Annotated in this window: 20 protein-coding genes; 11 read left to right on the top strand and 9 right to left on the bottom strand. The window is 64.0% G+C overall.

Annotated features, from left to right (window positions below):
- Positions 1 to 85: 85 nt before the first annotated feature.
- From CLU92_RS08750 to CLU92_RS08725, 6 genes are all read right to left on the bottom strand, one after another.
- Positions 86 to 529, bottom strand: a complete 444-nt coding sequence (locus tag CLU92_RS08750; protein ID WP_101481566.1) for a DUF411 domain-containing protein — start codon at positions 527 to 529, stop codon at positions 86 to 88.
- A 57-nt stretch (positions 530 to 586) separates the two neighbouring features.
- The gene (locus CLU92_RS08745) at positions 587 to 973 is read right to left on the bottom strand and encodes a hypothetical protein (RefSeq protein WP_101481565.1); all 387 of its coding nucleotides are present in this window, start codon (positions 971 to 973) and stop codon (positions 587 to 589) included.
- Positions 974 to 1021: 48 nt separating this feature from the next.
- A complete protein-coding gene (locus tag CLU92_RS08740; RefSeq protein ID WP_101481564.1) occupies positions 1022 to 2362 on the bottom strand; it encodes a diguanylate cyclase domain-containing protein in 1341 nt (446 codons plus the stop codon).
- Between the two features lie 192 nt (positions 2363 to 2554).
- Entirely contained in the window at positions 2555 to 3673 is a 1119-nt protein-coding gene (locus tag CLU92_RS08735) for a sulfotransferase (RefSeq protein ID WP_101481563.1), read from the bottom strand.
- 32 nt (positions 3674 to 3705) lie between these two features.
- A complete protein-coding gene (cysC, locus tag CLU92_RS08730) occupies positions 3706 to 4332 on the bottom strand; it encodes an adenylyl-sulfate kinase (RefSeq protein ID WP_101484578.1) in 627 nt (208 codons plus the stop codon).
- Positions 4333 to 4356: 24 nt separating this feature from the next.
- Entirely contained in the window at positions 4357 to 6066 is a 1710-nt protein-coding gene (locus tag CLU92_RS08725; RefSeq protein WP_101481562.1) for a methyl-accepting chemotaxis protein, read from the bottom strand.
- Between the two features lie 422 nt (positions 6067 to 6488).
- Here CLU92_RS08725 and CLU92_RS08720 point away from each other — a divergent pair, with 422 nt between their 5' ends.
- A complete protein-coding gene (locus tag CLU92_RS08720; protein ID WP_143452571.1) occupies positions 6489 to 8096 on the top strand; it encodes a hypothetical protein in 1608 nt (535 codons plus the stop codon).
- Between the two features lie 75 nt (positions 8097 to 8171).
- On the opposite strand, the gene CLU92_RS08715 is transcribed toward CLU92_RS08720, so the two are convergent.
- Positions 8172 to 9536: an amino acid permease gene (locus CLU92_RS08715; protein ID WP_101481560.1), complete on the bottom strand. Its 1365-nt coding sequence runs from the start codon at positions 9534 to 9536 to the stop codon at positions 8172 to 8174.
- Positions 9537 to 9725: 189 nt separating this feature from the next.
- Between CLU92_RS08715 and CLU92_RS08710 the strand changes: the two genes are divergently transcribed.
- The gene (locus tag CLU92_RS08710) at positions 9726 to 10409 is read left to right on the top strand and encodes a YoaK family protein (protein ID WP_101481559.1); all 684 of its coding nucleotides are present in this window, start codon (positions 9726 to 9728) and stop codon (positions 10407 to 10409) included.
- On the opposite strand, the gene CLU92_RS08705 is transcribed toward CLU92_RS08710, so the two are convergent.
- Positions 10406 to 10858 carry a thioesterase family protein gene (locus CLU92_RS08705; protein WP_208327707.1) on the bottom strand — a complete coding sequence of 151 codons (453 nt, stop codon included), beginning with the start codon at positions 10856 to 10858 and terminating at the stop codon, positions 10406 to 10408. The genes CLU92_RS08710 and CLU92_RS08705 overlap by 4 nt on opposite strands.
- 145 nt (positions 10859 to 11003) lie before the next feature.
- On the opposite strand from CLU92_RS08705, the gene CLU92_RS08700 reads away from it, so the two are divergent.
- Genes CLU92_RS08700 through CLU92_RS08690 form a run of 3 tightly spaced genes read left to right on the top strand, consistent with a single transcriptional unit; the run spans position 11004 to position 13172 of the window.
- Positions 11004 to 11732 (top strand): GntR family transcriptional regulator, encoded by a 729-nt coding sequence (locus tag CLU92_RS08700; protein WP_101481558.1) that lies wholly within the window; start codon positions 11004 to 11006, stop codon positions 11730 to 11732.
- Entirely contained in the window at positions 11707 to 12462 is a 756-nt protein-coding gene (locus CLU92_RS08695) for an SDR family NAD(P)-dependent oxidoreductase (RefSeq protein ID WP_101484576.1), read from the top strand. The genes CLU92_RS08700 and CLU92_RS08695 overlap by 26 nt, the downstream gene beginning before the upstream one ends.
- Positions 12463 to 12479: 17 nt before the next feature.
- On the top strand, positions 12480 to 13172 hold the full coding sequence (locus tag CLU92_RS08690) for an aspartate/glutamate racemase family protein (RefSeq protein ID WP_101481557.1): 693 nt from the start codon (positions 12480 to 12482) through the stop codon (positions 13170 to 13172).
- On the opposite strand, the gene CLU92_RS08685 is transcribed toward CLU92_RS08690, so the two are convergent.
- Positions 13173 to 13655 (bottom strand): heme-degrading domain-containing protein, encoded by a 483-nt coding sequence (locus tag CLU92_RS08685; RefSeq protein ID WP_101481556.1) that lies wholly within the window; start codon positions 13653 to 13655, stop codon positions 13173 to 13175.
- A 94-nt stretch (positions 13656 to 13749) separates the two neighbouring features.
- Between CLU92_RS08685 and alkB the strand changes: the two genes are divergently transcribed.
- The 6 genes from alkB (at position 13750) to CLU92_RS08660 (ending at position 19714) form a co-directional block, all read left to right on the top strand.
- Entirely contained in the window at positions 13750 to 14412 is a 663-nt protein-coding gene (gene alkB, locus CLU92_RS08680) for a DNA oxidative demethylase AlkB (protein ID WP_101481555.1), read from the top strand.
- A gap of 106 nt (positions 14413 to 14518) precedes the next feature.
- On the top strand, positions 14519 to 15430 hold the full coding sequence (gene folE2, locus CLU92_RS08675; RefSeq protein WP_180338467.1) for a GTP cyclohydrolase FolE2: 912 nt from the start codon (positions 14519 to 14521) through the stop codon (positions 15428 to 15430).
- Between the two features lie 33 nt (positions 15431 to 15463).
- Positions 15464 to 15631, top strand: coding sequence for a hypothetical protein (locus tag CLU92_RS27735; RefSeq protein ID WP_180338466.1), 168 nt, complete (start codon positions 15464 to 15466; stop codon positions 15629 to 15631).
- 101 nt (positions 15632 to 15732) lie between these two features.
- Positions 15733 to 16551, top strand: a complete 819-nt coding sequence (gene blaOXA / locus CLU92_RS08670) for a class D beta-lactamase (RefSeq protein ID WP_101481554.1) — start codon at positions 15733 to 15735, stop codon at positions 16549 to 16551.
- Complete coding sequence (locus tag CLU92_RS08665; RefSeq protein ID WP_101481553.1) at positions 16548 to 16943, top strand: hypothetical protein; 396 nt, start codon at positions 16548 to 16550, stop codon at positions 16941 to 16943. The genes blaOXA and CLU92_RS08665 overlap by 4 nt, the downstream gene beginning before the upstream one ends.
- A gap of 299 nt (positions 16944 to 17242) precedes the next feature.
- Positions 17243 to 19714 carry a penicillin-binding protein 1A gene (locus CLU92_RS08660; protein ID WP_101481552.1) on the top strand — a complete coding sequence of 824 codons (2472 nt, stop codon included), beginning with the start codon at positions 17243 to 17245 and terminating at the stop codon, positions 19712 to 19714.
- Positions 19715 to 19745: the final 31 nt, after the last annotated feature.

Here is a 19745-nt window from a genome sequence, read left to right as displayed (position 1 = left end):
TGACAGGCAGTAAGTTGTTTACTGCTGCAAGATAAAAAACGCCGCCGGGAGTGATCCCGGCGGCGTTTTTCATTGTCCCGCAGTCTTACCGGTAGTGCTTGTAGACCTTGGTGCTGCCATCGTTTTTGACCAGCAAGACGTCATACGCATCCTTGCGCGGCCCTTCCATGCCTGGCGAGCCCATGGGCATTGCCGGTACGGCCAGGCCCCTGGCCTTGGGTTTGTCACGCAGCAACTGCTTGATCTCGCTGGCCGGTACATGGCCTTCGATGGCGTAGCCGTTGACGAGGCCCGTATGGCAGGAACCGAGCTGGTCGGGAATGCCGGCCAGCTTGCGGTATTGCGCCGGCATCTCGACATTCTTGGCGCGCACGGTAAAGCCGTTCGTTTCCAGGTGCTTGATCCATTCGGAACAGCAGCCGCAGGAAGCGCTCTTGTAGACTTCAATGACGGGCAGGGCTGCCATGGCGAACGTGGGCAGGCCCAGCATGGCGGCGAAGGTGCCGCGCAATAGGAAAAGTTGGATCATGTGTTGCTTTCAGACGGAGAGGGTCTATCGTGGCCACGCGGGTGGCCTGCTTGGTAGTTAAGCAGAAAGCGGCCGCGGGGGCCGGCGCGGGCCGTCGGGAATGAATCCCGTCAGCAAGGTGGCCGTTGCGATGGCGACTTGTTGCGCGCCGGGGCAGCCCGCGGCAGGAAGGGCGAGGCAGGGCGGCATCAGTGCACCCAGGCAAAAGCTCGAACAGGCGCCGCACGCGGGGTGCTTGGCAGGGCTTGTATTTTCTTCTGGCGTGCCAGCGCCGTCCTGGGCGGCGGATGGCTGGGCATGATGCTGCTGGCAGTCCGCTGCCATCGTGGCGGCAGGCAGGGCAGCGAGCGGCGCGCACGTCCGCGTGGCGGCCGCAGCGGCCGCTTGCAGCGGCACCGCCGTGATCAACAGCAGGATCAGCCATGTTTTGAAGAGTCTTAGCATTGCCGAAAAGTATAGCATAGGGGCACTGCCGCCAAGAGCAGGCGACCGCTAGCGCGAGGCGGCGGTGAGTACCTTCGAGGCGTACATGGCCCGGTCCGCATGGCGCAGCAGCAGCTGCATGGTATCGCCATCTTCCGGATAGTGGGCCACGCCGATGCTGACGGCGATCCGCAATTGCTGTCCGTTGCCCAGGAGCAGCGGCGTGGCCAGGGCCGCGTGGATTTTCTGCTCGATCAGGCCGACGTCCACCGGCGTGGCATTGCTTTCCAGAAGCACGACGAATTCATCGCCACCCATCCTGGCCAGGGTGTCGGTTTCGCGCATGCAATCGCGCAGGCGGCTCGCCACCGTCTGCAGCAGCAGGTCGCCACAAGCATGGCCGTGCTCGTCGTTGACCCGCTTGAAGTGGTCGAGGTCCAGGAACAGCAGCGACAGCCGGCCTTCCTGGCGGTGCGCGCGCGCGAACGCCGTGTGCAGGCGGTCGAGAAACAGGCGGCGGTTCGGCAGGCGGGTCAGCTCATCGTGCATGGCCATGAACTGCATTTGCGTCTGCAACTGCCGGCGCTCGATGGCGGTGGCAAGTTGCTTGGCGACAAATTGCAGCAAATCCTGATCCTGTTCCGTGCCGATGACGGCGTCCTGGCATCCTTGCAAGGCCAGCGCGCCGATGCTGCCCATGGAGGAATACAGCGGCACGGCTAGCCAGCAAGAGGACAGGGAGCAGGCCGCCGTTTGCAGCGCTGCAGGCAGACCGGCCAGTTGTCCCGCCTGCAGCAGCAGGGGGCGGCCGCTGCGCAGGACTTCGTCGCACAGCAGGCTGGCCAGGGACGACGTTGGCTGGGGCGCGCTGTCGTCGGCATGGCAGCTTATGGGAGGCTGTGCGCCGTGTTCGTCATGCAGCAGCAAGGTCAGGCTGCGCGTCGGCAAGTGTTCGCCGATGATGTGCTGGATGCGGTGCAGCAAGGCGGGCAAGTCCTGTGTCGCCTGCATGGCTTCGGAAATGGCGTACAGCGCGGCCTGCTTTGCCTGTGCCTGTTTCAGCAAGGTGATGTCGCGCGCCACCGCCACGCGCAGCTGGTCGGCGACGGACCAGCGGGCAGTCCACATGATGTGCGCCAGGCTGCCATCCTTGCGCAGGTAGCGGTTTTCAAAGTGCGTCTGCGCATGGCCATCCATGATGGCTTGCGCGGCGGCCAGGGTGCGCGCACGGTCGGCGGGAGCGACCAGGTCGAGCATGAGCTTGCCGATCATTTCCTGCTGCGTGTAACCGAAGATGCGTTCGCAGGCGGCGCTGACGAAGACAAAGCGCCCGTTCACATCGACCATGCACACGGCGTCGAGCAGTAAATCGGTGAAACTGGCGACCGGCGCGCTAATCATGTGTTTCATATGTTCACTATTCTAGTGGACATTGCCGATCAATATTGAAATTGTTGTTTTTAGAAAACAAAGGGCATTGATTACGGCTTGCCGGGCCGGCAGCGGCGGCGTACCGATGCTTGTTGCGGCGGGGGAGGTATCCGGTCAAAAAGTCGCATTCAGACGCAGGAGCGCAGCCTGGGGCAGGCGATGGCCAGGCTTTTAATCGCTGACGACAAACGCGCCCGGGTCGAGGTGATCCAGCGTCACGATGCTGCTACTGCCCGGTACGTCGCTGGCCTGGCTGAGCCGTGCATGCAGCTGGGCCAGATAGTCGGCGCGGCAGCGGCGCAGCACGTAATCGCGGAAGTTATCCTGTTCCAGGTCGCGCCAGGCGCGTTCGCGTCCTTGCGCCGAGTGCCTGCCGGCCATCTCGATGCGCGCGGGCGTGATGCTGGCGTCGCCCCGGCTCAGGCGTGTGTAGCCGTAGCGGTCCATGTACGGGCCGGTGAGCGTTTCGATGAGGTTGATGTCATCGTCCGACAGTTGCTGCCTGAATTTGTCGATGTTGGCCGCGATCGGCGCATAGCAATTGGCCGACCACAGCGACGACAACTGCGCGATGTGCCGCGCTTCCGCCGACGCGGCCACGTCCAGCATCTGCGGCATGAAGGCGATGCCGAGAAAGTCACATACCGCTTCCAGCGTCTCTTGTTGCCGCGACAGGAAATCTTCATAGCGTATCGTCAGCACGCGCTGCCGATGGCGTTGCAGGACCTGGTCGGCGGCCGTGTGGGCGGCCAGCCAGGTCCTGGCATTGAGCAGCGTGTCGAAGTCGTGGATGATGGCGCGGTTCATCGACGCCACTTGCGCGCGCGGATCGCGCACCACGTTCAGGAACAGCATGTCCGGATAGAGCCGCACGATGTCGTCGGCGTAGTGCACGCTGTCGAGCGACTTGTCCATCACCACCTGTGCCTGGCGGCGTTCGCCCGCGCGCAGCAGCAGCTCCCATGCCACGCGGTGGATGCTGCGCGGCTGGCCGCGCAATGTCTCGAACACTTCCACCGGATCGAAGTCGCCACCCGGCCACTTGACCATGCTGACTGCCGCCAGGCCCACCACATCGACGACCAGGCGAAAGTAGGCGCGGTCGTCGCGCAAGTCGCCGTACAGGGGCAGCAGCGGCATCATATCGACCAGGTGCAGCGGATACGGTGAATAAAACTGGGGCGACAGGTTCAGGCGCAGGCGCAGCGCATGGCTGCCGCAGCGGCGCAGGGGGATCATCATGACAGGGCGCGGGCGCGCGCCGTGGCCGGGAGGGGGGCTGCTGCTCATCTCATCATTCCTCGAAATTTGGGCGCGCGGCATCAGATGAAGCGCGGGCACAGCTGCTGGAACAGCCGTTCGCACGCCTGTTCCAGAGACAGCGTGCCGGTATCGAGCGTCAGCGCCGGTGCCTGCGGTGCTTCGTAGGGCGCCGACACGCCCGTAAATGCCGGGATCAGTCCGGCGCGCGCTTTCCGGTACAGTCCCTTGGGATCGCGTTCCTCGCACAGCGCGCATGGCGTGCTGATGTAGGCTTCGATAAAATCGTCGCTGCCGATGATCTGGCGCGCCATCTCGCGGTCGCTGAGCAGCGGCGAGATGAAGGCGCAGATGACCATCATGCCGGCATCGTTCATCAGCCTGGCCACGACGGCGCTGCGGCGGATATTTTCCCGGCGGTCGCAGGGAGAAAAGCCCAGGTCGCCATTCAGGTGGTGCCGCATATTGTCGCCGTCGAGCACGCAGCTCAGGCGGCCCTCCGCCAGCAGTCGCCTTTCCAGCGCGTACGCCAGCGTCGACTTGCCTGCGCCGCTCAGGCCGGTAAGCCACAGCGTCGCGGCCCGCTGGCCGGCCAGCAGACCCCGCTGCTCCTTGCCGATATGGCCCGTATGCGGGAAGATGTGTTGCGCCCCGCCGCCCGCAGCGGCGATCTGTTCTCGTTTACCCACGTGCGCCACTCCCCCGTTGCCGGCTCAAAACTGCTCCCATTCGATTTCGCTGGGCTTGGCGGCGACTGGCCGTGCCGGCTTCGTCGTGGCGGGCAGGCGTCGCGCCGCCAGCGGCGGTGGCGGACGGCTGAGCACGCGTGGTGGCGCTTCGCGGCCGCTGGCGATGTTGCCTAAACGGAAGACGCTGACCACCTCGTTCAGGCTGTTGACCTGTTCCTGCATCGCTTGTGCGGCGGCGGCGGCTTCCTCGACCAGCGCCGCATTTTGCTGTGTCACATTGTCCATTTGCGTCACGGCCATATTGATTTGCTCGATGCCGGCCGATTGTTCCTGGCTGGCGGACATCATTTCAGACATGATGCCGGTGACGCGTCTGACGCTGGCGACCACCTCGTGCATGGTCGATCCTGCCTGTTCCACCAGGCGGTTGCCGGCCTGGACCTTGTCGACCGAATCGCCGATCAAATCCTTGATTTCCTTGGCCGCGGCGGCCGAGCGCTGCGCCAGATTGCGCACTTCGGTGGCGACCACGGCAAAGCCGCGCCCCTGTTCGCCGGCACGTGCCGCCTCGACCGCCGCGTTCAGCGCCAGGATATTCGTCTGGAAGGCGATGCCGTCGATGACGGCGATGATGTCGACGATCTTGCGCGCCGAGACATCGATGGCCGCCATGGTGTCGACCACCTGCGCCACCACGGCGCCGCCCTTGGTGGCGACATCGGAGGCCGATTCGGCCAGTCCGTTGGCCTTGCGCGCATGGTCGGTGTTAATGCGCACAGTGCTGGTCAGTTCTTCCATGGACGATGCGGTTTGCTCCAGCGTGCTGGCCTGCTGCTCCGTGCGCGAAGACAAGTCCAGGTTGCCCATGGCGATTTGTCCCGCCGCCGTGGCGATGGTCTCGGTGCTGGCGTGAACTTGCTGGACGATTTGCGCCAGGCTGTCGCGCATCGATTGCATGGCGTACAGCAGGCTGTGCGTGTCGCCGGCGCGGGTATGAATGGGGACGGCCAGGTTGCCGCTGGCGATTTGACCGGCAATCGCCGCCGCTTCATCGGGTTCGCAACCGAGTTGGCGCGTCACGCCGCGCGTGATCAGCACAGCGGCCAGCAGGCTGGTGACGAGGGCCAGCGAGCCGATGCTCAGCATCACCAGGCGTGCCTGGCTGTAGGCAGCCTCGGCATTGATTGACGCTTCGTTATTCTGCTTTTCCTCGACGGCGATCAAGGTGCGCAGCAATTCCCACCAGCGCTTTTGCACGGGGCGGAATTCATAACGCAGCAGTTTGTAGGCATCGTCCTGCTTCTGGTGCAGCGCCAGCGCGGCGGCCCGTTGTATGAAGGGGGCCGCCAGCTCGCTTTGTGTGCGGATCTGTTCGAGCAGGCTCTTTTCTTCGCTCGACGTTCCCCGCAGCCTGGCAAACATCGCCCCCAGCTTTTGCTGGGCGATGGCGTACTTCTTTTCCTGCTCCTCGATGCGCGCGACCTCGATCTGGATTTCCTTGTCCTCTTTCAGCAAAATCAGATTGCGCAGCGCCAGCGCCCGCTCGGTCACAGTCAAGTCCATCGTCTGGGCCAGCCTGGTTTCGACGTCGTTGACCTTGGTCGCTTCATCCATGCGGTCCTGGATTTGCCGCATGCTGGTCAGCCCCAGCGCGATGACCAGCAACAGGAACAGGGCGACCAGGCCAAAGCCCAGGCCGAGCCGCTTGGCGATGGTCAAGTTCAGAGATCTCATGCTGCCTCCTTAAGGCCGTGCTTGCTGTTTCGCATAAGCTAATGCGGATTTATTGCAAAGCACTCAGCGATCATAGTGATTGCGGGCTGGTGGAATGTCACACATAGTCACTTTCAGCATTTGAGCAACAGTAGAAATATACCTGCGACGACAGTGAAGAATGAGTTAGATGGCGAACAGATGCGAACGCTGGCCTGGCAGCGGAACGTGATTTGTATCAAGAATGAAAAATTTTCATGCCACATTGCGCTCATGATTTCACCTTTCGCGTCGTTATAGCTGTGTCAGCCTGGCACCTGAAGCGGCGTGTATCCCACGTCTTGCTGAAAGTGGGCTAGCTTGACGGTTGATTGTTATCAAAAACTGAAAGTTATGAATATCTCACCCATACACCACTACTCGTTTAGCAAGGCATAACGACCATGACCTCCGTCTCCCCGATCCCGAGCTGGAATCCAAGCCCGTCCCGCGTGCCTGCCGCTACGGCAAGCAGGGCGGACACGCCCTCATCCCCGGCGTCGCCCCCTTCCGCCATCGTCGCCTTCGGCGGCCCGCCGGCCGCGTCATCTCTCGTGCCTTCGCCGATGGTGTGGGAAAGCGCGTCGCGCGACAAGGTGAGCGAGGCGATGACGAAAAGCTTCTCTTCGTATGCGTTTGGCGGTCGCTTCAGCGGCCTGGGCGCGGCCATGCTGGGTCAGGCCAAGCTGGGCAACTACAATTTCTCGCAGGCGATGCGCCAGCCGCCGCCGAGCACCACGCCGAATGTCTATGCGGCGTCCAGCATCGCGCCGGGTAGCCTGCACGGTAATGGCGAAGACCGGGTTACCCTCAGCATCACGACGAAAAGCGGCGTGGAAGTCAAGCTGGCACTCGACAGCCAGGGCGATGGACTGGCCGTGAAGATGACGACGAGCGGCGACCTCAGCGACGCTGAAGCCAGCGCCCTGGGCGACCTGGCAAAAGGTTTTCAGGAAGCCATCGACGGCATGGGACAAAGTACGCCGAAAATCAAGCTCGAAGGCTTGATGCAGTTCGACCAGCAAGTGCTGGAGTCGGTGAAGCTGCATGCGGAAGTGAAGGTGCGCGGCGAGCCGGAAAGCGTGCAAACCCTGGATTTCCAGGCCGACGGCGCGCAGCGCAAGGTCAGCTTCAGCGGCGAGGCCGGCAGCCTGGACCTGAAGGTTGACGCCAGCCAACTCAATACCTTGGGCAGCAAGGAGCGGCAAGCCAAGGCGCTGGACAGTTATATGAAGCAGTTCGACCAGGCGGCGTCGCGCGGCCATGGCGACGCGGGCCTGGTGGCCATGCTCAAGGATAGCTTCACGGCCTTGCACAGCAATGCCGCCGCGCCGCAAGTGGCCACGGACAATCCCGCGACGGGCAAGTGGCGCCTGGCGGCCGAGGACAAGTCCATTCTGACGGGACTGGCCGATTTCAGCGCCTCCGTGTCGCAAACTGTGAAATTCAGCAATCCCATGCGCAGCGCGGAAAAGGATGGCTTCAATTACGAAGTGTCGCAAAAGACGGAGCAGGCCGGCGCCAGTCAGGACTCGCGTTCAATCAGGCAGCAGCAGCAATCGAAGCTGAGCGCCAGCTTCCATGAAACGCTGGTCCCCGGCGTGCCGCTGCGCCTGCTGGACAATACGGAATCGCAGAACTACACCTACCACCAGATCGAGGATACGGCCAACAGCGATGCGCAAGTGGCTTACAAGGATGGCAAGATGGTGAAGGCGAGCTTGCGGCAGGAGGGCAACCAGTCCGAGCACGTGATGAAGTATTTCCTGGGCAAGCTGGAGTCGGACAAGACCACGCCGGGCAATTATTCCGTGCTGCGCGACTTGCTGCCCGTGCTGGGGCCGTACAAGTCGGGCGAAAAGGACATGACGTCCGAGGCGCGCCTGGAACAGCGCAAGCAGGCGTTGCTGACCTTGAGCGATGACGTGTTGCTGCAGTCGTATGCGGGCCGGACCATCAGCCTGTGGCAAGCCGATGTGCTGCCGGAGCAGGACAAGGCCGTCGCCGCTTAGCGATTGAGCGCGTCCAATGCAAAAAGCCCGTCTTCCTGCGAAGACGGGCTTTTTGTTTGATGCGGCGCAAACAGCTTACGCCTTGGCCTTGCTTTGCTTGATCCAGTAACCGACGCCCAGCGCGGCGAGCCACACGGGAATCAGGTAGACGGAGATGCGCAAGCCCGGCGTCAGGTACATGATCACCAGGATGCCGGCCAGGAAGACCAGGCACAGGTAGTTGGTAAACGGGTAGCCCAGGCTCTGGAACAAGGTCGTTTTGCCTTCGATCTTTTTCTGCGCGCGGAAGCGCAAATGGATCCAGCTGATCATGGCCCAGTTGATGATCAGCGCCGACACCACGAGTCCCATCAGCACTTCGAACGCTTCGCCCGGCATGAAGTAATTGACCACCACGCAGGCACCCGTGGCCAGGGCCGACACGCCCAGCGCCGCCAGCGGCACGCCGCGGCGGTTCAGGTGCAGCAGGGCGCGCGGCGCATTGCCTTGCTTGGCCAGGCCGAACAGCATGCGCGTGTTGCAGTACACGCCGCTGTTGTAGACGGACAGGGCGGCCGTCAGCACCACCACGTTCAGGGCCGTGGCCACCAGGTTGCTGTCGAGCGCATGGAAGATCAGCACGAAGGGGCTGCCGCCGGTGACGACGTTTTGCCACGGGTACAGCGACAGCAAAATGCCCAGTGCGCCGATATAGAAAATCAAAATGCGGTAGATGGCCTGGTTGGTGGCGCGCGGAATCGTCGTGCTCGGGTCATCTGCCTCGGCCGCCGTGATGCCCACCAGTTCCAGGCCGCCGAACGAGAACATGATGACGGCCATGGCCATCACCAGGCCTTGCCAGCCATTCGGGAAAAAGCCGCCGTGCTGCCACAGATTGGCCACCGACGCCTGCGGGCCCGCGTCGCCGGAAGCAAGCAGGTAAGCACCGAAGACGATCATGCCGATGATGGCGACCACCTTGATGATGGCGAACCAGAATTCCATTTCGCCGAAGGCTTTGACATTCAACAAACTGATGGCGTTGATGGCGCAGAAGAAAATCAGTGCCGAGACCCAGGTAGGCACGCCCGGCCACCAGTACTGCACGTAGATGCCGACGGCCGTCAGCTCGGCCATGCTGACCAGTACATACAGTACCCAGTAATTCCAGCCCGACAGGAAGCCGGGCAGGTGGCCGCAGTATTTGTCGGCAAAATAGCTGAAGGAGCCGGCGACGGGTTCGTCGACCACCATCTCGCCCAGCTGACGCATGATCAGGAAGGCGATGACGCCGGCGATGCCATAGCCCAGCAGTACTGAAGGGCCGGCCATCTTGATGGTTTGCGCGATGCCCAGGAACAGGCCGGTGCCGATGGCGCCGCCCAGGGCGATGAGCTGGATGTGACGGCTTTTCAGGCCGCGCTTGAGCTCTTGTGGTTCGGTATTCCCGACTGCCGTCATATGTTTTATCCTGTTTTTACGGGGCTGAGGTCGCTGATTCTAAAGCATGGGCGTGCAAATCAGGAGCGAAATGCATGTTGCACTGCGGGGGCGCAAGAAAAGCCCCGCAACTTCGCCGAACGGCGTGTAAAACCGCTGCAGGCTGCGCTCGCGGCACGGTATCATGATGGCAAATTTCAAGGAGCGTGTATGAACCCTGCGCAGCGCAGCCGTTTGCAAGGCATCAGCCTGGGCTTTTTGGCCGGCTATGTCGACACCCTGGGCTTTGTCGCCCTGTTTGGCCTGTTCACAGCCCATGTGACGGGCAACTTCGTGCTGATCGGCGCGGCGCTGGCCAATGCCACGCATGCCTCGATCGCCCTCAAGCTGCTGGCGTTTCCCGCGTTTATTCTGGGCGTAGCGGCGGCGCGGCTCTTGAGCGTGGCGGCCGAGCGCCGCGGCGGACCGGCGCTGCGCCTGACGCTGCTGCTGGAGCTGGCGCTGCTGCTCGGTTTCATGGTGTCTGGCGTGCTGGCCGAACCGCTGGCTGCGGAGCCGGGCGCGCTGGCCATGACGGCAGGACTGTTCGGCGCGGCCGCCATGGGCGCGCATAGCGCCATCAGCCGGCTGCTGCTGGCGCACCTGGCGCCCACGTCCATGATGACAGGCAATGTGACGCAGTTGGTGATCGATACGGTCGACGTGCTGCGCGGCGCTGCTGATGGCGCCACGCGCGAGCGCTGCCTCAAATTCTTCTGGCCCCTGCTGGGTTTTGCCGTGGGCGCCATCCTGGCCGCCTTTGCCTACCTGGCCGTGGGCTTTGCCGCGCTGGCCGTGCCGCTGGGCATCTTGCTCGTCCTGATCGCGCTGGAGCCGGCGCGCCTGACCGCTTAATCCTGCGCCGGTTGGCGCGCCGCGACGATGGCAGGTTCGTACACGGCCAGAAACTCGGGCGGCAGGCGGCGCGCGCGGCCGCTGCTCAGTTCGATGCAGATCAATTCCCAGCGTCCGCGCACGACGGTGGCGCCGTCGCTGTCGCGGATCAGCTGGAAGCGCCGTTCCATGCTGGAGCGGCCATCGCTGGCGCATAGCCAGGTGGCCAGGGTCAGCGCTTCACCCATCCTGGTGGGGAGCAGGTAATCGTATTCGCCGCGGCGTATCGCCATGGCGCGGTCCAGGCGCCGGTAATCGTCCAGATCCAGCCCCAGAGCGGCCGAGTGATGCCAGGCAATATGTTCGCACCAGCGCACGTAGACGGCATTGTTCGTATGCTGCAGCCCGTCGATGTCGGCCGCTACGGGCATGACGGGCAGGGTGTGGGCGTGCGGATAGTCCCAGTTCAAGTGCGCTCCTTTCGATACGGTGGCGGCTGATTGTACGTTCTTGCGGCGCCTCCTGTCTCTTGCGCACGCATGGGAAAACGCTTGTTTTCATGTTGATGTATGATGCATCATAATGCCAATTTCAAAGCACTTACTCAAAATACCAATGAACTCTCCGCTGGACAGCCTGGTGCACGTCAATCTGGGAAAATCCGTATATGCGACGCTGCGCGACGCGCTGGCGGCGGGGCGCTTCCAGCCGAATGACCGGCTGCGCATCCGCGAGCTGGCGCTGCAGCTGGGCACCAGCGTCACGCCCGTGCGCGACGCCATGCTGCAGCTGGTGCAGGAAGAGGCATTGGTGCTGCGCTCGCCGCGCGACTTCCGCGTGCCCGTGCTCAGCGTGGCGCGCTACCTGGAAATCCGCGCGCTGCGCCTGGAACTGGAAGGGCTGGGCGCGTTTGAAGCGGCGCAGCGCATCGACGGCGCCACCCTGGCCGACCTGGAACGCCTGCTGCAAGCGAATGAAGTCGCCATCGCGCGGCACGACCTGCCTGCGGCCCTGCAATGCAACCAGGCGTTTCACCTGGCGCTGGCGCAAGCTGCCGGCATGCCGACCTTGAAACGCTTTGTCGACCATTTGTGGATGCAAACGGCGCCCCTGATTGCCGCCGGCTACGCCAGCTTTTCGCCCGACATGCGTGTCGGTCATCACCACGCCATCATCAGCGCGCTGCGCCAGCGCGACAGCGCGGCCGCGCGGCGCGCCATCGAACAGGACATTCTCGACGGCGGCACGCAAATGCTGGCCTATGTCATGCGCCAGGAGCGCATCCACGCCGGCGCAACACTACAAGACAAGGATGAACATGACGCATATCAAGCACAAGATTGAACAGAAAACGGCCATCGTCACGGGCGCCAGCCGCGGCATCGGCCATGCCGTCGCGGAACGCTTCCGCAGCCTGGGCTGGAGGGTCATCACCGTGTCGCGCAGCCCGATTCCCGGCGGCTGTCCGCGCAGCCAGGAGCACAACACACATGTGTGCATGGATTTGTCGGACCTGAGCCAGATCGGGCAGATGGTCGATACGCTGCGCCCCATGCTGGGCGACTCGAAACTGCACGCGCTGGTCAACAACGCGGGCGTGTCGCCGAAGGGGCCGGGCGGCTCGCGCGTCAATTCGCTGACCACCGACATGCAGACCTGGCAGGAAATGTACAACACGAATTTCTTTGCCCCGCTGGCGCTGACGCGCGGCTTTGCGCAGGAATTGTCGAACGCGCACGGCTCTGTCGTGAACCTGTGTTCGATTGCCGGCTACCGCGTGCACCCGTTCGCCGGCTCCGCCTACGCCAGCTCGAAGGCGGCCCTGGCGTCGCTGACGCGCGAAATGGCCAACGACATGGCGCCGCTGAACGTGCGCGTGAACGCCATCGCACCGGGCGAGATCGACACGGCGATCCTGTCGCCCGGCACCTCGCACATCGTCGATACGCAAATTCCCCTGCGCCGCCTGGGCACGACGGCTGAAGTGGCCGACCTGGTGGAGTTTTTGTGCAGCGAGCGCGCCTCGTACATCACGGGCGCGGAAATTCCCATCGACGGCGGCCAGCGCATTTAATTGAAAGGGAAGAGCACATGACACAACATATCGGCATCGTCGGCTGCTCGGCCGAAGGCGCGGCCCTGTGCTACCGCACGATTTGCGAAGAGGGCGCGCATGCGCTGGGCGCGTATGAACACCCGGAAGTGACGCTGCACACGCCGTCGCTGGCGCGCTATGTGGATTGCCTGAACGGGGGCGACCTGGCCGGTGTGGCCGGGCTGATGCTGGCGTCGGCGCACAAGCTGGCCGCCGCCGGCGCCGATTTCCTGATCTGCCCCGATAACACTATCCACCAGGCGTTTGCCCTGATGGCGCCTCATTCGCCGCTGCCCTGGCTGCATATCGCCGATGTCGTGGCCGCCGAAGCGGCCGCGCGTGGTTACCAGCGAGTCGGTTTGACGGGCACGCGCTGGCTGGTCGACAGCGCCGTGTATCAGGACATGCTGGCGGCGCACGGCATCGCTTGCGTGCGGCCCGACGAGGATGCGCGCAGCGAGATCAACCGCATCATCATGGAAGAACTGGTGCCGGGCGTGGTCAAACCGGACAGCGTGGCACGCTTCCAGGCCATCATCGCTGGCTTGCGGGAGCAGGGCTGCGACGCCGTCATCCTTGGCTGCACGGAAATCCCGCTGATCATCAGCGATGCCAATTCGCCGCTGCCGACCCTGGACTCCACGCGGCTGCTGGCGCGCGCGGCCTTGCGCAGGGCGCTGGCCGCCTGATTACCGAGTCAGCTGCGTATCCAGCTGCGCCTGCAGCGCGGCCACCACCAGCGCATGGTCGTCGGCCTGCGCCAGGCCGGAGACGGTTACCGTGCCGACCAGGCCCACGCCGCGTATCAACAGGGGAAAGGCGCCGCCGTGGCCCGCGTACTCGATGTCATCGAGGTATTTCACGTCTTCGAAGGTGCTGCCGCGGCTCTTGTACGAGATACCCATGTAGTAGGAGCTGCGGCAAAAGCGCTGTACCGTATTGTTCTTGCGGAGTATCCAGTCCGCCTGGTCCGCCGTGGCGCCCGTCATGGCGTGGTGGAAGAGGATCTGACCGTTGCGCGTGATGTTGACAGTGACGGCCTTGCCGCGTCGGCGCACTTCCTCGACGATCCACAGGCCCACGGCCAGCGCGGCGTCATTGTCGAAGCGTTCGAATTGCAGGGATTCTTCCTGTTGCGCCAGGGTGTGCAGCAAATCGGCGTAATGATCCATCGTGGTGGCGGGTGGTAGTGGCTGGAAACGCTACTGTAGCGCACCATGGGCCAGGCGCGCGCGCTTTTTCCATGTGAGGCCTACAATAGGCTGCATGAACCTGTCCCTGTTTGCCGATGAAGACTACGCCCAGGCCGGCCCGGCGCCGCTGGTGCCCGGCACGTCCGCGTCGGTTCTGCTGCGCGGCTTCGCTCTGCCTTACCTGGACGAGGTGCTGCCGGCGCTGGACGCCATCGTGCTGGCGGCGCCCCTGCGCCACATGGCCACGCCGGGGGGCTTGCGCATGTCGGTTGCCATGAGTAATTGTGGCCCCCTGGGCTGGATCACGGATGGACGCGGCTACCGCTATGCGCGGTTCGATCCGGCCAGCGGCCTTCCGTGGCCGCCAATGCCGCCCGTATTCCTGCGCCTGGCGCGGCAGGCGGCGCTGGCAGCCGGCTATCCGGGCTTCACGCCCGACGCCTGCCTGGTCAACCGCTATGCGCCTGGCGCGCGCATGGCCCTGCATCAGGACCGCGATGAATGCGATTTCAACGCGCCCATCGTCTCGGTCTCGCTGGGCTTGCCCGCCACTTTCCTGTTCGGCGGCGCCGAGCGCGGTGACAAGGCGGCGCGCATCGCCCTGCAGCATGGCGACGTGGTGGTGTGGGGCGGCGCCGACCGCCTGCGCTTCCATGGCGTGGCGCCCCTGAAGGAGGGCGAACACGCGCTGCTGGGCGCGCAGCGAATCAATCTGACGTTCCGCAAGGCTGCCTGAGCTGGCGCCAGGCTGTGCGTGCACCTGCCCCAGTAATGCAATTAACTTGCAAAAGAGGGTGAGTTTCTGCATCATATGCAACTTGTTTGCATATGGAGTCATCACCATGAAGCGCACTTGCCTTTCCTCGCCCCTGCCCGACGTGGCGGCCGGCCCCCATCTGGGCAGCCCCTTGCCGCTGGAGTGGGTGGGCATGCAGGGCATCGCCTTGCCGCTGTGGCTGGAGGAGGGTGGGCAGGCGCAGCAAGTGCATGCCTGGGCCGACGTGCAAGTCGATTTGCCCGACCCGCACGTCAAGGGCATCCACATGTCACGCCTGTATCTGCTGCTCGATGCGTTTGCCGCCGCGCAGCCGCTCGATGCAGGCGCGCTGGCCGCCGTGTTGCGGCGCATGGTGGACAGTCACGCCGATTGCGGCAGCACGCAGGCGCGCATGGCGCTGGCGTTCCCCGTGCTGCGGCGGCAGCCGGCGCTGTTGACGGCGGGACTGTCGGGCTGGAAATCGTATCCCGTGCGTCTGCAGTCCAGTTGCTCCCCGCAGGGCTTTGCCCTGTCCCTGACGGTGGAGATCGGCTATTCGTCGACCTGTCCATGTTCGGCGGCGCTGGCGCGGCAGTTGCTGGCCGACGCCTTTGCTGCGCAGTTCGGCAGAGGAAGCGTCGACGCCGCTGCCGCCCGCGCCTGGCTGCGGGAGCACGCCAGCCTGGCCACGCCGCACAGCCAGCGCAGCACGGCGACGGTCACCGTGCCATTGACGGAACAGGCGGAGCTGAACCTGTTTCCCCTGATCGACCTTGTAGAGGCAGCGCTGGCGACGCCGCTGCAGACGGCCGTGAAACGGGCCGACGAGCAGGCGTTCGCGCGCCTCAATGGTGCTAATCTGATGTATGTGGAAGACGCGGCCCGCCGCGTGCAGGCGGCGCTTGCGCCACCTTATGCGCAGGCGCGTGTTACCGTACGGCATATGGAAAGCCTGCATCCGCACGATGCCGTGGCACAGGCGGGCCAGCTTGCCTGAGCTTTTCACTCAACCACCGTGGAGGAAGACCGCATGCCGGAGAAAATCACGCAGGAGCCTGGCGAAGCCAGCCTGGAAGAGGAACTCGAGCGCGAACGGCGCGACCATGCGCTGATCGACGAGGAAAAGCTGGGCATGGACGAGCTGGAAGAGGAGCACCTGAAGCGGGAACGCCAACCGGGCGCGCCGGCAGGGCGCTAGTTTGCAGGGTCACAGGGCCACGGTGATCGATGGCCGCTGGCATCGCGCCGCGCTGCCCGGTACAATTTCGCTTTGTTCTGCTCCCCCAACCCCGGAGGCCCATGAAATATCGCGCATTTTTCCAGTTCATCCTCGGCCTGACAGGCGCCACTCTGGCCGTCTCGCAAGCCCAGGCCGCCACCATCTGCACCGCCATGGCCGACGCCAGGACGGGCGCCGTCTTGCTGCAAGAAGGCAATTGCATCGACCGCGTTACCCCTGCCTCCACGTTCAAGATCGCGCTCAGCCTGATGGGCTATGACGCCGGTTTCCTCAAGGATGAGCACAAGCCCATCCTGCCATACCGCCAGGGCTATGTGGACTGGGGCGGTGAAGCGTGGCGCCAGGATACGGACCCGTCGCGCTGGATGCAGTATTCCGTCGTCTGGTATTCGCAGCAGATCACGCAGGCGCTGGGCGCCGAGCGCTTCCAGAAATACACCAGGGCTTTGCGCTATGGCAATGCGGACGTCTCGGGCGACCCGGGCAAGGACAATAGCCTGGAGCGCTCGTGGATCAGCTCTTCGCTGAAAATTTCACCATTGGAACAGCTGGGTTTCTTGCGCAAGCTGGTCAATTACCAGTTGCCCGTGAGCAAGCAGGCGATGCAGGAAACGCAGCGCCTGACGCGCCTGGCAGACGTGGGCGGCTGGCAAGTGCATGGCAAGACGGGTGCGGCCTTCCCGCGCAAGGCCGACGGCAGCTTTGACGAAGCGCATGGCTATGGCTGGTTCGTGGGCTGGGCCAGCAAGGGCGAGCGCAGCATCGTCTTCGCGCGCCTGGTGCAGGACGAGCAGAAAGGCCTGCCATCGGCGGGACTGCGCACGCGCGACGCCATGCTGAAAGAGTTGCCGGCCCTGTTGGAGCAGGCGCAGAAGTGACGGCCAGCATCGTTGCCGCCACCTTCATTGTGACCGAGGGCGACTATCTGGAAGCCGTGATCGAGGTGGGCGGCCAGCGCCTGCACGTGATGGACGAGTTCGGCGGCGGGCAAATGGCCGCCGGCACGCAGTTCCAGGCCGAACTGTGGCCCATGGCCAGCGAGCGCGATGACTGGGACGGCATTTTCAGCGCCAATCCTGGCCGCGAAAAGCGCCTGCTGCGGCTCGAAGGCTGGCGCTACCTGGCGCTGGGCGAGGTGATCAGCGTCGACCCCGTCGTGTGCGACTGCGGCCTGCTGCTAGTGGAAGATGCTTTTTATACGCGGGACGCACGCTGCGTGGGCGAGCACGTGGGCATCACCTTGGCGCGGCTCGATGCCTGTCTCGCTTAGGCCCCCGAGAGAAGCCGATGGGCCAGTTGATAACCGAGCCGGATACCAAAACAAAACACGGCAAAGCCGCAGGAGGCAAGGAAGATGGCTTGCAGTTGCTGGCGTGCAGACAGAGTTGGCATCGCTTCGTCCTTCATTGAGTGTGGCTGGGTTGCCTCCCGATAATAACTGCTTGTTGTACGGATGGGCAATAATCCTGACATCTTCCGTACTTCCGCTTACTTATTTCCATCCCGCCACATTGCCCGCCCTATATACTTGCTGAAACGGATCATCCGGCATCAGACAAGGTTACAAGCATGGCATCAGGCATGGAGCAGTTTCAGGAAAAAGCACGGCAGGCATTGATACAGGCGCGCGCGCAGGTCGTTCGCGTGGCGGGGCTGGCGTGGGTCAAGGCGGTGGCGCTGTACCGGCGCGGCCACGCGCACTTGATGACCTTGCCGCCCGTGCGACGCGCGCTGGTGCTGGGACTATGGTCTTTCCTGGCCGTGCTGGGCATGGTGACGCTGTACATGCTGCTGCTGATCCCCTTGACGCCCAGCATCCACGACTTGCGCCAGGCGCGCGCGGCCGCACCGAGCACCATGGTCAGCGCCGATGGCAAGGAATTGGTCCGTTTCGACCAGGGCTTGCAGGAGCGGGTCACCTTGAAGCAGATTTCGCCGAACGTGATCAGCGCATTGATCTCGACGGAAGACCACCGTTTCTACGAACACCACGGCATCGACTTCACGCGAACTGCCGGCGCCATCCTGCACACGGCCGGGGGCAACCCCCAGGGCGGTTCCACCATCACGCAGCAGCTGGCGCGCAATATGTTCCCCGAGGAAATTGGCCGCTCGCGCAACCTGAACCGCAAGCTGAAGGAGCTGATCACGGCCCTGAAGATCGAGGCCACCTACAGCAAGACGGAAATCCTGGAAGCCTACCTGAACACGGTACCTTTTCTGTACAACACCTACGGCATCGAAATGGCGGCCCGTACGTATTTCGACAAGCCCGCGTCGCGCCTCGACATCCTGGAAAGCGCCACCCTGGTTGGCATGCTCAAGGGCACGAATTACTACAATCCCGTCGGCAATCCCGAGCGTTCCCTGCAGCGGCGCAATGTGGTGCTGGGCCAGATGCGCAAACATGATGTTATCAACGAAGCGCGTTACCAGCAGTTGATCAAGCGTCCGCTGCGCCTGCATTTCGAACGCCAGAGCGAGCGGGCGCAGTCGGACAGCCACTTCACGGCCTATGTGCGCAAGTGGCTGATCGACTGGGCTGACGAGAACGATTACAACCTGGAGCGCGATGGCCTGGTGGTGCACACCACGCTCGACCATGATTTGCAGCAGGCGGCCGAGCGCGCCGTCGAGCGCCAGGCGAACGCCTTGCAGGCCATTGCCGACGTGGAATGGAGCCGCGCCGGGGTGCCGTCGTCTACCTCGACGGGAATGTATGCGGGCATGCAGGGCGGCAGCGTGCCGTTCGATTACTTCTGGAAATCGCATCCGGCCCTGCTGGACGCCTTCGTGCGCGAGTCGGGCGACTACCGCAAGCTGACGGCCGCCGGCGGCACGCCAGAGGCAGCGCTGGCGCAGCTGAAAGGCGACCGCGCCTTCATGGCGGCCCTGCGCAAGTCGAAGACGCGCCTGGAAGCGGGCTTTGCGGCCATGGACCCGGCCACGGGCGCCGTGCGCGCCTGGGTAGGCAGCCGCGACTTTGCGCGCGAACAATTCGACCATGTGTCGCAGGCGGCACGCCAGCCCGGTTCCACTTTTAAACCTATCGTGTATGGCGCGGCGCTGGAAAAGGGCCTCAGTCCCGAACACGTCTACCGCGATGCCGTGATGGATATCAAGGCATCCGACGGCACGATATGGCGACCCACGGACATGAGCGGCACCACGGGGCGCGACATGACCATGCGAGACGGTCTCGTCTACTCGAAAAACACCATCACGGCGCAAGTGATGCAGGATGTCGGCTTGCCGCCTATCATCAAGCTGGCGCGCGCACTGGGCATCCGCGACAGCAAGCTGGAAAAAGTGCCGTCGCTGGCGCTGGGCACCAGTCCCGTCACCTTGCTGGAAATGGTCAACGCCTACGCCAGCATCGCGGCCCAGGGCGAGGCGCGACTGCCGTTCGTCGTGACGCACATCACAGACCGCGAAGGGACGGTCATCGCCCGTTTTGGCGAAGACAAGCCCACGCGCGCCATGCAGGCGGCATCGGCCGCCACCCTGACGGACATGATGCGCGGCGTGATCGACCGCGGCACGGGCACGGCCATCCGCAGCCGCTTCGGCATCCGCTCCGACGTGGCTGGCAAGAGCGGCACCACGCAAAACAATGCGGATGGCTGGTTTATCCTGATGCATCCGGAACTGGTGGGCGGGGCCTGGGTAGGTTTCAATGACGCCAGGGTCACCATGCGCAGCAATTACTGGGGCCAGGGCGGCCACAACGCCGTGCTGGTGGTGGGCGACTTCTTCAAGACGGCGCTCGATACGGGCAAGCTGTCGCGCGACGCCATCTTCCCCGGCGGCAAGCCGCCACCGCCGCTACGCCATGTGGAAGTGGTCGAGGAGCCACAGGATGAGCCGGTGGAAGAGCCGGGCAACTTGCTGCAGGAAGGCGCGCCGCCAGCGCCGCTGGCCATGCCGGCCGAAGGCGAGGGTGGACAGGAGTCGCATGGCAAGGCGGTGCAGGAGCCGGCGCCATCCCCGGCACCGCAACCCGCTCCGGCGCCGGTGCCGGTCCCGGTGCCGCAAGGGTAGGCGCCGCCGCCATGGCAAATTCAACCATCGC

This window comes from Janthinobacterium sp. 61 (assembly GCF_002846335.1).
Lineage (GTDB): Bacteria > Pseudomonadota > Gammaproteobacteria > Burkholderiales > Burkholderiaceae_D > Janthinobacterium.
The sequence above is the reverse complement of the archived record's forward strand: the minus strand, read 5'-3'. Positions and strand labels throughout refer to the sequence as shown.